This is a genomic window from Streptomyces sp. NPDC018964 (genome assembly GCF_044390325.1).
Taxonomy (GTDB): domain Bacteria; phylum Actinomycetota; class Actinomycetes; order Streptomycetales; family Streptomycetaceae; genus Streptomyces.
Map to the genome: position 1 here is coordinate 51124 of NZ_JBIRYZ010000003.1, position 10591 is coordinate 61714.

Consider the following 10591-nt stretch of genomic DNA (forward strand, 5'->3'; position numbering starts at 1 on the left):
GAGGGATCTACGTCGGTACTTCCCGGAGGCCCTTTCGTGAACTCGTTCGTGCACAAGACCCTGGTGGTGGAGCTCCAGGCGGGCGACACGGACCGCTTTCCCGTGCTCGCCCACCTGGGCTACGACCCGTCCGACCCGTTCGCCGTCACCGTCGTCTTCAGCCACGACGGCCGGGTCCTCGCCCGCTGGCAGCTGGACCGGGAGATGGTCGCCGAGGGTCTCACCCGCCCGGTCGGCATCGGGGACGTACGGCTGCGGCCGGAGTCCCGGGGTGTGGGGCGGGAGCTGCGGATGGAGTTCCTCGGCGAGGCCCACGCCGACGGTGGCCGGCACCACGCGGTGGTGTTCGCCTGGGCCGAGGCCGTCGGCGCGTTCCTGCACGAGACCCGGCTGCTGGTGCCGCCGGGGTGCGAGGAGGTCCGCGTGGACGACTTCCTCGCGGACGTCCTCACCGGGAACTGAACTCCTGGCCCCCGGTGTGACGGTACCGGGCCCACATCGGCAGGCCGAACCAGCACAGCAGGTACCAGGCCACCACGCCGGCCACCAGGTACGGGACGAAGTCGTCGTGGGTGGCCACGCGCAGGATGAGCAGCAGGGAGCAGCTGGTGGTGGCCAGCAGCAGCAGGAGGCCGAGCAGGGTGAGCCGGGAGGCCCACTGCACGGCCTGCGCCTTGATGCGCCGTCCGGAGACGAGCCGGTGCAGGGAGACCGGGCCGATGAGGGCGCCGGTGGCGCAGGCGCCCAGCACCACGGTCACGATGTAGATCGTCTCGTCCGTGTCGGACAGTTTGGCGTAGGTCGGGGTGAACACGACGGTCAGCAGGAACCCGAAGAGGATCTGCACCCCCATCTGGGCGACGCGGACCTCCTGGATGAGCTCCGTCCACATCCGGTCAGCTCTCTCGTCCTGCGTCTCGTTCCGTCCCCGGCGCCTGTCCTCGCCCTGGTCCATGTCCGGCACAGTGCCTCCCCTTTCCGTGGGTCTCCCTCTCCCCATGCCCCGAAAGCCGTCGTTCTCCCGGGCCGGTCGCCGGTTTGGGGTGCGGGGGCACGGTTACACGGACGGCGATGACACCGAGGCCAGGAGGTCGTGGGACGCATGTCGGACACCCAGCTCACCGTGACGTTCAGCGGCGGGGACGCCGACGACGCCCAGGCGGTCGTCCGGGTCCTGGAGGGCGCGTTCGGGGAGGCGGACCAGCGTCCCTCCGCGGAGCACGCGACGGTCCGCGTGGCGACGTTCACCGGGGAGGGGCCGGGAGCGGCGGCCGGGGCCGCGGACGCGGGGCCGCTGTCGGAGCCGGTGACCGTCACCGTGCAGGGCGCTCCGGAGGCGGTGCGGCGGGCGAGCGACGCCCTCGCGCGGTCCTTCACCGCGCGCGACGAGGGCACCGTCTCCGGCGACCAGGAGCAGGAACGGCAACTGCTCCTGGAGCCGTGACGTCCGCGGCTGCTACCAGCGGGCTTCGACCTGGTCCTTGATCCGCCGGTCGTAGAGGTCCCGGATCGCCGTGAGCGTCGCCCCGGGCAGTTCGGGGAGCCGGGCGGCGGCCGCGTTGGCGCGGGCCTGTCCGGGAGTGCGGGCGCCGGGGATGACGGTGGTGACACCGGGCTGCTCGATGATCCAGCGCAGGGCCAGCTGGGCCGGGGTGTATCCCTCGGGGGCGAGCCCGGCGAACTCGGCGGCGGCTTCGACGCCGGTGGCGTAGTCGACGCCGGAGAAGGTCTCGCCCTGGTCGAAGGCCTCGCCGTGCCGGTTGTAGGTGCGGTGGTCGTTCTCGGCGAAGACGGTGTCCTTGGTGTACTTGCCGGACAGCAGTCCGGAGGCGAGCGGGACCCGGGCGATGATGCCGACGCCCGCCTCGCGGGCGGCCGGGAGCACCTCGAGCAGCGGCTTCATGCGGAACGGGTTGAGGATGATCTGCACGCTCGCCACGTTCGGCCGGGCGATCGCGGTGAGCGCCTCCGCGCAGGTCTCCACGCTGACGCCGTAGGCGGCGATCCGCTCCTCCGCCACCAGGGTGTCGAGGGCGTCGAAGACCTCGCCGGTGGAGTAGACGGGGGTGGGCGGGCAGTGCAGCTGCACCAGGTCGATCCGGTCGACGCCCAGGTTGCGCCGCGAGCGGTCGTTCCAGGCGCGGAAGTTGTCCAGGACGTAGTTCTCCGGGATCTGGTCGACCCGGCGTCCCATCTTGGTGGCGACCAGGACGTGCAGGTCGGGCCGTCCGCTGAGGAACGACGCGATGGTCTGCTCGCTGCGTCCGTCGCCGTACACGTCGGCGGTGTCGAAGAAGGTGACGCCCGACTCGGCGGCGGCCTCCAGCACCGCGAGGGCTTCCTTGTCGTCGACGTCGCCCCAGTCCGCCCCGAGTTGCCATGTGCCGAGACCGATCACGGAGGCGTGCTGTCCCGACCTGTCGAATGTGCGCTCGTCCATGGAGGTCAGTCTGTCATCCGTCCCGGCCGGGCGCCGGGGCGGCTCCGCCTTCGCGCGGGCCCGGTCAGGCGCTCCGGGCCGTCCGGCAGTCGGGGTGGCCCCAGCCCTTGTCGTTCTTGGCGATGGGCTCGCCGGCCGCGTAGGACCGTCCGCACGTGCAGCGGCCGGGGAACTTCGCCTTGATGGTGCGGGCCGAGGAGCCGCCGCGCGGCCGGGACGTCTTCGCCCCGCCGGACCCGCGCCTGGCCGTGCCGCCCGCCGGGCGGTCCGGGGCGGCCGGCGGCTCGGGCGAACCCAGTGCGCTGCCGGCGTCCTGCTGGGCGGTGGCCGCCTGGCTGGCCGCGCGGTCGGCGAAGTCGTTGAGCCGGTCGCCGTCGACCTGGTGGGCGGGGACGTAGCGGAACTCGACCGAGCGGTCCTGGAGGAGTCCGTCGATGCGGACGACGAGTTCCTGGTTGGCGACCGGCTTGCCGGCCGCCGTGCGCCAGCCGTTGCGCTTCCAGCCGGGCAGCCAGGTGGTGACGGCCTTCATGGCGTACTGCGAGTCCATCCGCACCTCGAGCGGTACGGCGGGATCGGTGGCCGTCAGCAGCCGTTCCAGCGCGGTGAGTTCGGCGATGTTGTTGGTGGCCGTGCCGAGCGCGCCGGCCTCCCAGCGGACCGGCGTCCCGGACGCGTCGGCAACCACCCAGGCCCAGCCGGCGGGCCCGGGATTTCCCTTCGAAGCCCCGTCGCACGCGGCCACAACTCGTTCACGCATGCGCCCGATCATGCCATGTCCGGACGGACCGGCCGGGCCCGCCCGGGGTGCTGACGCCGGTCACCGGGAAGGCGGCGCCCGCGTGCCGCCGGCCGTCGCCTCGGCCCGACGCGGGGTGCCTCCGGGCGGTACGACCGTGGCTTCGGCCCCTTCCGGACGGGGCCGCGGCGTGTCCCCACCGGGTGAGAGCCGCCGTACACGCACGCCACGGATCATGTGCGCGAGGCCGGCCGCCGCACCACCCGACGCGTGCACGGGTCCACCGTCCGGATGCGCCAGGTGAACGCGCCGCACAAGCCCTTCCGGACGAGGCCGGGCCGTCCCCCCACCGGACGGGGCCGCCGTACACGCACTCCACGGATCATGTGCGCGAGGCCGGCCGCCGCACCACCCGGCGCGTGCACGGGCCCACCGTCCGGATGCGCCAGGTGAACAGGCCGTACGAGGAACGGGCCGCCGCCTTCGGCGGGTCCGGCGGGGCGCGGTACCCGCCGGGCGATGTCCACCGGCGCGCCCACCCGGGCTGTCGCGCGGAGCCCGGCCGGGACGGCGGGGCCCCGTGACGGCCCTGTCGGTGGTCCCGGCCGCCTCACTCGCCCTCGTACGCCTTCTCCAGGGCGGCGATGTCGAGCTTGCCCATCGTCATCATGGCCTTCAGGGCGCGGTCCGCCTTCCGCCGGTCCGGGTCACTGATCATCTCGGTCAGCCGGACCGCGTTGACCTGCCAGGAGACGCCGAACCGGTCCTTGAGCCAGCCGCAGGGGCCGTGTTCGCCGCCGCCCTCGACGAGCTTCTCCCAGTAGTGGTCGATCTCCGCCTGGTCCGCGCAGTCGAGCTGGAAGGAGATCGCCTCGTTGAACGTGAACTCGGGCCCGCCGTTCAGCGCGACGAACCTCTGGCCGTTGGCCGTGAACTCGACGGTGAGCACGGAACCCTCGGCGCCGGGCGTGGCGTCGGTGTTCCGGACGATGTCGCCGAGGCCGGAGTTCTTGAAGACCGAGACGTAGAAGTTCGCGGCCTCCTCCGCCCGGCCGTCGTACCAGAGACACGTGGTGAATCCGTCGGTGTTCATGGGCACCTCCCGTGGATGGATCGCGGTCATGGGTGTCGACTCCCGCGCGCCTCGGAACTCATCGGTGCGCGGCGGACCGGGAGCGGAACGGGCGCTCTGCCCGTGGCGAATCTGCCGCGGGCAGACATCTCCCCGCCGGCCGGCCCGCCGCGTCGACAGTGGGTGGCACGCGGTCGTCCGGGCCGCGTTCCGACGAGCGACCACCAGGAGCGCCGATGTCTCCGTTCACCGCCGGCCCGCGGCCGGCCCCGCTGCCCCGGGCCGAGGAGGGCGACACCCCGCCGACCCGGTTCGACGACCACCTCGCCGCCCAGCTGCTCGCGCAGCGCATCGTGCTGCTCGGCACGCAGGTCGACGAGGTGTCGGCCAACCGCGTGTGCGCGCAGTTGCTGGTCCTGTCCGCCGAGGACCCGCGCACCGACATCAGCCTGTACATCAACAGCCCCGGCGGCTCGGTCCACGCGGGCCTGGCCATCTACGACACGATGCGGCTGATCCCCAACGACGTCTCGACCCTGGCGATGGGCTTCGCGGCCAGCATGGGCCAGTTCCTGCTCTGCGTCGGCACGCCCGGCAAGCGCTACGCCCTGCCGAACGCCCGCGTCATGATGCACCAGCCGTCGGGGGGCATCGGGGGCACCACCGCCGACATCGAGATCCAGGCGGAGAACCTGGAGTTCACCAAGCGGACCATCGAGCGGATCACCGCCGAGCACACCGGCCAGACCCCGGAGACCATCTCCCGGGACGGCGACCGGGACCGCTGGTTCACCGCCGAGCAGGCCAGGGAGTACGGGATGGTCGACCGGGTGGTGGAGTCGCTCGCCGACGTCCGCCCGGCGGCCGCCCGGCCCAGGATGGGGCTGCGGTGATGGGGACCTACACGATTCCGAACGTCGTCGAGCGCACCCCGCAGGGCGAGCGGTCCTACGACGTGTTCAGCAGGCTGCTGGCCGAACGGATCATCTTCCTGGGCACGGAGATCGACGACGGGGTCGCCAACGTGGTCATCGCGCAGCTCCTCCATCTGGAGTCGGCGGCACCCGAGAACGAGATCGCGATCTACATCAACTCCCCCGGCGGCTCGTTCACCTCGCTGATGGCGATCTACGACACGATGACGTTCGTCCAGGCTCCGATCTCGACGTTCTGCGTCGGGCAGGCGGCGTCCACGGCGGCCGTGCTGCTGGCGGGCGGGGACCCGGGGCGGCGGTTCGTGCTGGAGCACGCGCGGGTGCTGCTCGGGCAGCCGGCCACCGGTGGCACGCACGGCACGGCGTCCGACCTGTCGCTGCGGGCCAAGGAGATGGTGCGGATCCGCTCCCAGGTGGAGGAGGTGCTGTCCCGGCACACGCACCACGACGTGGCGGCCCTGCGGGCCGACATGGACCGCGACAAGGTGTTCACCGCCGAGGAGGCCGTGGCGTACGGCCTGGCCGACGAGGTGCTGGCCCGGCGCCTCGTGAGGGTGTGAGGCACCGGGCGCGGGTCAGGCGGCCAGGCAGAGTCCGTTGTGCGCGGAGCCGGACGTCGCCCGCGTCGTCGTGGTGACGGTCCGCCGGCCGGTGACGCGGACCAGCTCTCCGTGGGCCCGGGTCAGCAGGTCGCCGAGGCCGAGGCCGAGCGCCCGGGCGGCGGCCGCGAGGACCTCCGAGGAGGCCTCCTTGCGGCCCCGCTCCACCTCCGAGAGGTAGGGCATGGAGATCCGGGCCGCGTCGGCGACGTCCTTCAGCGTCCGTTCCTGGGCGAGCCGCTCGCTGCGCAGCACGTCACCGACGAGGTCGCGCAGCAGCGGCTCCCTGGGCGTGGGGGCCGCCGGGTCCGGCGGCGGTCCGGGGCACAGGGGGATGACACGGGCACGGTCCGGCGCTGGGCCGGTCACCTCTCGATTCGTCACCTCCTCAGCCTAGGAATTCCGGCTCCGAGGGGAAGGGAACGGAATTCCGCCCTGAGTGAAGGCGCTCCCGGGCGCGGTCCGGGCTGCCGTGCGGGCCGCGCCCCCGTACCATCGGACGTACGAGTGACGACCGGTGCGCGGCGCGGTTCCGAGCCTCTCGGAACACGGCACGCATGGGTCCGTGCGACCTGGGTACCCGCAGGACCCAGGCACATGTCAGCCGTGACGTCCGTGGGGAGAGGTAATGAGGACCGCCGTGATCCGGTCGCAGGCACAGGTAGCGGAGCAGCACACCGAGGCCGGGACGGGTGACGGAAGTCCGCGGGACGTGGTGGATCCGCGCGCCGTCGCCCCGCGCGACGCCAGGGAGCTGTCCCGCCAGTTCTTCCGTCGCCTGGCGGAGCTGGAGGAGGGCACGCACGAGTACCAGTACGCGCGCAACACCCTCATCGAGATGAACATGTCCCTCGTGCGGTTCGCGGCCGGGCGGTTCCGCGGCCGCGGCGACGACATGGACGACATCGTGCAGACCGGCATGATCGGCCTGATCAAGGCCATCGACCGGTTCGAGCTGTCCCGCGAGGTCGAGTTCACGTCCTTCGCGCTGCCGTACATCGTCGGTGAGATCAAGCGTTTCTTCCGGGACACCACGTGGGCCGTGCACGTGCCGCGCCGGCTCCAGGAGCTGCGGGTCGAGCTGGCGAAGGCCCGCGAGGAGCTGGCCAGCCGGCTGGATCGGGAACCCACCGTCGGTGAGCTCGCCACGCTGATGAACATCACCGAGCAGCAGGTCGTCGAGGGGCAGATCGCCGCGAACGGATACAACTCGTCGTCGCTGGACGCCGCCCTCACCGGTGACGGCCCGGAGAACGGCGAGGCCGTCCTGGCCGACTTCATCGGGGTCGAGGAGGAGGGACTGCGCCTCGTCGAGGACTTCCACTCGCTCGCCCCGCTCATGGCCGAACTCAGCGAACGCGACCGGGAGATCATCCACATGCGGTTCGTGGAGGAGGCCACCCAGGCGGAGATCGGTGAGCGCCTCGGCTGCTCGCAGATGCACGTGTCCCGCCTGATCAAGCGGATCATCACCCGGCTGCGCGAGGGCATGCTGGGCGAGCTCGGCTGCGCCTGACCGGGCGGGCGACGACGCGGCCGGTCAGGCGCGGCCGAAATCCAGCACGGCGCGCACACGCTTGCCGACCGGCACGCGTTCCACCCGGAGGTCCCGCGTCAGCGCGCGGACGATCTCCAGACCGTGCCGGCCGACGCGCTCGGGGTTGCGGGGGAAGACCCGGGGCAGGCTGGCGCTGCTGTCGTAGACCGCCACCGTGAGCGAGGTGTCCGTGCCCTCCAGCTCCAGGATGTACGGGCCTTCGCTGTGCCGGTCCGCGTTGGTGACCAGTTCGCTCACCACCAGCAGCACCGCGCCGTCGGCCCGTTCGTCGATCGTGGCGCACCACTCGGTCCTGAGCTGCTGGAGGAAGTGCGTGGCGAACGTACGCGCCTCGGCGATGCATCCCGGCTCGCCGGTGAAGTGTGCCGCCCGCCGCAGCGGTTCCACGGGCACGTCGAAGCCGATCGGTATCACTGCCCCGTCCAGGTGGTAGGTCATACTCGTTTCTTTCCGCGAAGCCGGGTGGGCCGGACGATTCTGCACCAGTCCTGGTACCCCGGCTCTCGCCGCACAGTCCCCCTGATCGGTGTTCGGCTCCGCGGGGCGGGGAACCCGGGTTCCGCCGAGGTTCGGCGGAAGGGGCGCCATGAACGGACTGACGGCGGTGCGCAGCCTGACGACGCTGCCCGTGGTGACGCTGGGCGGTGACGCCGTGGCGCACGTCAAGGACACGGTCTTCGATCCGGCGGCCGGGCGGATCGCGAGCTTCACGCTCACCGGCCGGACCCTGATGTCGGGCCCGCTGCCGCGGGATCTGCCCTGGCCGGCGGTGCACTGCCTGGGCCCTCACGCGGTGATGGTCCGCGACGAGGGGGCGCTGTGCGACCTGCCGCTGTCGGTGGCGCGCCGTGACGCCCTGCACGGGCGGCTGCTCGGGGCGCATGTGCTGACGGACGAGGGCGACCTGGTGGGCACGGTGCTCGACGTGCTGGTCGAGGGCGGCACCAGCGGCCGGCTCGTCGCGTTCCGGCTCGCCGCGCACCGGGAGCTGGTGCACGGCTCCCGGCACCGCCGGCACCAGGTGTACGTACCGCGGGGCGAGGTCCTGAGCGTCTCCGGCCGGACGCTGGTGATCCCGGCGCACGCGACCTCGTACGTCACCGGTGACCTGCCGTCCTTCGTCGCCCGGGCCGGTTCCCGTCACGGCCTCGGGAGGGGCGCGGTCCGATGATGCTGTTCTCACGGGTACGTGGGCTGCCCGTCCTCACCCCGGGTGACGCGGACCGGGTCGGTGCGGTGCGCGCGCTGACGATCGACGCGGCGTCCGGGGAGGTCACGCACGTCCGGATACGGCGCGGGCGGCTGCGCAGGGAGGCCGTGGTGGCGTGGGCCGACCTGGGCGCGGCCGGGCCCGACATGCTGATCGCACGCCCGTCCGGCCGGCCGGACGAGGTCCCGCCCCACCGTGACCTGGTGGGGAGCAGGGTGCTCACCGAGTGCGGCGAGGAGCGCGGCACCGTGCTCGACGCGGCGTTCGATCCGGCCACCGCCCGCATCGAGGCGGTCCTGACGACCCTCGGCGAGCTGCCCGCCGAGCGCCTGCTGGGTCTCGGGGACCACGCCCTGGTGGTCCGGACGGGCGACGGGCACCACGGGGAGGACATGCCGCGCGGACGGACCTCCCGGCGGGCGGGGGCGGGCGGGGCTGCTTAGCGTGCAGACGTGAGCTCACGCACCTTCTCCGGCCGTCCGGCCGCCCGTCACGGCTGGGCGCAGGCCCTCGCCGCGGTGCTCGGCGCGCTGATCGCCATGGGCGCGGTGGCCGCGCTCGGGCTGTGGGCGGCGGGTGCCAGGGGCCTTCCGGGCGGTTCCTTCCCTCCGGTGGTCGCGGCGACGGTGGTCGCGGCCGTCGGCGGGTCGGTGGAGCTCTCCGGGGACGCCGGCGACCTGGCCGGCGCGGAGGGCGGTCTGACGGTCGTCCCGTTGTCCGTCACCCTCGTCGGGGCGCTGGTCATCGGCTGGGTCTTCCTGCGTCCGCTGCGGCACCACGCGGTCGCCGGAGCGCCCGAGCTGGCCGGGTGGGCCGCGAGGATCGCCGTCCTGTGGCTGTTCGCGCTCCTCGGCCTCGCGCTCGCCGCGCGGCACACGTTCGAGGTCTCCCTCGGGGACGGCCCGCTCGGTGACCTGGGTGACCTGTTCGGGATCAGACCGGTGGTGGGGTTCTCCACCGACGTGCCGCCGACCGTCCTCATCGGCCTGCTCTGGCTGGCGGGGGTGCTGGTGGTGTCACTGCTGGTGTCCCGTGGTGCCCCGCTGCCGGCGGGGCCGCTGCGCTTCCTGACGGCGGCGCGTCCGGTGGCGCACGCGATGGTGCTGCTGTCGCTGGCCGCCGTCGTCATCTGCCTCGTCATCGCGCTGGTCGTCGCCGCCACCCGGGGGCACCCGGCCGAGACGTTCGCCGTGATCCTGCTGGGACTGCCCAACGTGGCCTGGCCGGCGCTGACGATCGGGCTCGGTGCCACCTGGGACGGCAGGGTGGAGGGGCCCTTCGGACTGCCCATGCCCCAGGTGCTCGACGAGGTGCTGCGCACCCCGGACGTCTCCGCCCTGAACCTGCGCACGCTCACCGAGCACGACGGCGGGAAGTGGTGGTGGCTGCTGGTGGTGGACGTGGTGCTGCTGCTGGCCGCCGCGTCCTCGGCGGCGGCCCGGTCCCCGGCCCGGGTCCCCGCCTGGCAGCACGCCGTGCGCATGGCGGTGGCGCTGGCGTCGACCGTGCTGGCGATCTGCCTCATGGCCCGGATCTCCGCACGGTTCGGCCTGTCCGTGCTCGGCATCGGTGACCTCGCCGAGGGCTTCTCCGGCCAGGTGCTGCTGAGGCCACGGGTGTGGAGCGCCCTGGGCCTGGCCCTGCTGTGGGGCCTGGTCACGGGGTTCGCGGGGACACTGCCGGCGCGAGGGATACGCCGGAGGGGCGGGGCCGGCCGCTGACCGGGGTCGCCCGCGCGGGCCGGACTCCGGGACGACGCGGGACGTCCCGTCGGCCGTGTGGGTGTGCGGCCGGGTGCCGTCGGTGCACGCCCGTCGCCCGTGATCGGGGTCGGGTTCACGGAGCCGTACAGCCTCCCCGCCGACGGGGATCCCGGCGCGCGGGCCGCGGGTGCACCCGGAGGGCCTCTCCGCCGCGGCCGTCACCGGCCGGGCCGGTCGTCTCACGGCGGCCTGGTGGCGGGCCGAAGCTTCCCCGGCCCACGCCGACGGCGGCCGCGGGCTGTGGGAGCGCCGGCAGGGCCCCAGGGTACGAAGAC

Annotated in this window: 14 protein-coding genes; 8 read left to right on the top strand and 6 right to left on the bottom strand. The window is 73.2% G+C overall.

Annotated elements, in window-relative coordinates:
* Positions 1 to 36 precede the first annotated feature (36 nt).
* Entirely contained in the window at positions 37 to 462 is a 426-nt protein-coding gene (locus ACH5AO_RS05620; RefSeq protein ID WP_398922100.1) for an SsgA family sporulation/cell division regulator, read from the top strand.
* Here the strand turns inward: ACH5AO_RS05620 and ACH5AO_RS05625 are convergent.
* Positions 449 to 955, bottom strand: a complete 507-nt coding sequence (locus tag ACH5AO_RS05625) for a DUF6328 family protein (protein ID WP_398922103.1) — start codon at positions 953 to 955, stop codon at positions 449 to 451. The genes ACH5AO_RS05620 and ACH5AO_RS05625 overlap by 14 nt on opposite strands.
* A 147-nt stretch (positions 956 to 1102) precedes the next feature.
* Between ACH5AO_RS05625 and ACH5AO_RS05630 the strand changes: the two genes are divergently transcribed.
* Entirely contained in the window at positions 1103 to 1444 is a 342-nt protein-coding gene (locus tag ACH5AO_RS05630) for a hypothetical protein (RefSeq protein ID WP_398922106.1), read from the top strand.
* Between the two features lie 12 nt (positions 1445 to 1456).
* Here the strand turns inward: ACH5AO_RS05630 and ACH5AO_RS05635 are convergent, their stop codons facing one another.
* The 3 genes from ACH5AO_RS05635 to ACH5AO_RS05645 form a co-directional block, all read right to left on the bottom strand.
* A complete protein-coding gene (locus ACH5AO_RS05635) occupies positions 1457 to 2440 on the bottom strand; it encodes an aldo/keto reductase (RefSeq protein ID WP_398922108.1) in 984 nt (327 codons plus the stop codon).
* A 64-nt stretch (positions 2441 to 2504) separates the two neighbouring features.
* Positions 2505 to 3212, bottom strand: coding sequence for a ribonuclease H (locus ACH5AO_RS05640; protein ID WP_398922109.1), 708 nt, complete (start codon positions 3210 to 3212; stop codon positions 2505 to 2507).
* Between the two features lie 577 nt (positions 3213 to 3789).
* On the bottom strand, positions 3790 to 4272 hold the full coding sequence (locus tag ACH5AO_RS05645) for a VOC family protein (RefSeq protein ID WP_398922111.1): 483 nt from the start codon (positions 4270 to 4272) through the stop codon (positions 3790 to 3792).
* 215 nt (positions 4273 to 4487) lie between these two features.
* Between ACH5AO_RS05645 and ACH5AO_RS05650 the strand changes: the two genes are divergently transcribed.
* Together ACH5AO_RS05650 and ACH5AO_RS05655 are read left to right on the top strand one after the other, a co-directional pair.
* Positions 4488 to 5144 carry an ATP-dependent Clp protease proteolytic subunit gene (locus ACH5AO_RS05650; RefSeq protein WP_398922113.1) on the top strand — a complete coding sequence of 219 codons (657 nt, stop codon included), beginning with the start codon at positions 4488 to 4490 and terminating at the stop codon, positions 5142 to 5144.
* Positions 5144 to 5746, top strand: coding sequence for a ClpP family protease (locus ACH5AO_RS05655; RefSeq protein WP_398922114.1), 603 nt, complete (start codon positions 5144 to 5146; stop codon positions 5744 to 5746). The genes ACH5AO_RS05650 and ACH5AO_RS05655 overlap by 1 nt, the downstream gene beginning before the upstream one ends.
* A 15-nt stretch (positions 5747 to 5761) precedes the next feature.
* Here the strand turns inward: ACH5AO_RS05655 and ACH5AO_RS05660 are convergent, their stop codons facing one another.
* Positions 5762 to 6154 carry a helix-turn-helix domain-containing protein gene (locus ACH5AO_RS05660; RefSeq protein ID WP_398922847.1) on the bottom strand — a complete coding sequence of 131 codons (393 nt, stop codon included), beginning with the start codon at positions 6152 to 6154 and terminating at the stop codon, positions 5762 to 5764.
* 259 nt (positions 6155 to 6413) lie between these two features.
* On the opposite strand from ACH5AO_RS05660, the gene ACH5AO_RS05665 reads away from it, so the two are divergent.
* A complete protein-coding gene (locus ACH5AO_RS05665) occupies positions 6414 to 7301 on the top strand; it encodes an RNA polymerase sigma factor SigF (RefSeq protein WP_398922116.1) in 888 nt (295 codons plus the stop codon).
* A 24-nt stretch (positions 7302 to 7325) separates the two neighbouring features.
* On the opposite strand, the gene ACH5AO_RS05670 is transcribed toward ACH5AO_RS05665, so the two are convergent.
* Positions 7326 to 7781 carry an ATP-binding protein gene (locus ACH5AO_RS05670; protein ID WP_398922118.1) on the bottom strand — a complete coding sequence of 152 codons (456 nt, stop codon included), beginning with the start codon at positions 7779 to 7781 and terminating at the stop codon, positions 7326 to 7328.
* Between the two features lie 148 nt (positions 7782 to 7929).
* On the opposite strand from ACH5AO_RS05670, the gene ACH5AO_RS05675 reads away from it, so the two are divergent.
* The 3 genes from ACH5AO_RS05675 to ACH5AO_RS05685 are packed head-to-tail and all read left to right on the top strand — an operon-like array spanning position 7930 to position 10274.
* A complete protein-coding gene (locus ACH5AO_RS05675) occupies positions 7930 to 8514 on the top strand; it encodes a PRC-barrel domain-containing protein (RefSeq protein WP_398922122.1) in 585 nt (194 codons plus the stop codon).
* Positions 8511 to 8996, top strand: a complete 486-nt coding sequence (locus tag ACH5AO_RS05680; RefSeq protein WP_398922124.1) for a PRC-barrel domain containing protein — start codon at positions 8511 to 8513, stop codon at positions 8994 to 8996. The genes ACH5AO_RS05675 and ACH5AO_RS05680 overlap by 4 nt, the downstream gene beginning before the upstream one ends.
* A gap of 9 nt (positions 8997 to 9005) precedes the next feature.
* Positions 9006 to 10274: a streptophobe family protein gene (locus ACH5AO_RS05685; protein ID WP_398922126.1), complete on the top strand. Its 1269-nt coding sequence runs from the start codon at positions 9006 to 9008 to the stop codon at positions 10272 to 10274.
* Positions 10275 to 10591 lie beyond the last annotated feature (317 nt).

Excerpts from the sequence above, each read along its gene's own strand:
- ACH5AO_RS05625 (WP_398922103.1), bottom strand. The coding sequence starts at position 955 with ATGGACCAGGGCGAGGACAGGCGCCGGGGACGGAACGAGACGCAGGAC.
- ACH5AO_RS05630 (WP_398922106.1), top strand. The coding sequence starts at position 1,103 with ATGTCGGACACCCAGCTCACCGTGACGTTCAGCGGCGGGGACGCCGAC.
- ACH5AO_RS05635 (WP_398922108.1), bottom strand. The coding sequence starts at position 2,440 with ATGGACGAGCGCACATTCGACAGGTCGGGACAGCACGCCTCCGTGATC.
- ACH5AO_RS05640 (WP_398922109.1), bottom strand. The coding sequence starts at position 3,212 with ATGATCGGGCGCATGCGTGAACGAGTTGTGGCCGCGTGCGACGGGGCT.
- ACH5AO_RS05645 (WP_398922111.1), bottom strand. The coding sequence starts at position 4,272 with ATGAACACCGACGGATTCACCACGTGTCTCTGGTACGACGGCCGGGCG.
- ACH5AO_RS05650 (WP_398922113.1), top strand. The coding sequence starts at position 4,488 with ATGTCTCCGTTCACCGCCGGCCCGCGGCCGGCCCCGCTGCCCCGGGCC.
- ACH5AO_RS05655 (WP_398922114.1), top strand. The coding sequence starts at position 5,144 with ATGGGGACCTACACGATTCCGAACGTCGTCGAGCGCACCCCGCAGGGC.
- ACH5AO_RS05665 (WP_398922116.1), top strand. The coding sequence starts at position 6,414 with ATGAGGACCGCCGTGATCCGGTCGCAGGCACAGGTAGCGGAGCAGCAC.
- ACH5AO_RS05670 (WP_398922118.1), bottom strand. The coding sequence starts at position 7,781 with ATGACCTACCACCTGGACGGGGCAGTGATACCGATCGGCTTCGACGTG.
- ACH5AO_RS05675 (WP_398922122.1), top strand. The coding sequence starts at position 7,930 with ATGAACGGACTGACGGCGGTGCGCAGCCTGACGACGCTGCCCGTGGTG.
- ACH5AO_RS05680 (WP_398922124.1), top strand. The coding sequence starts at position 8,511 with ATGATGCTGTTCTCACGGGTACGTGGGCTGCCCGTCCTCACCCCGGGT.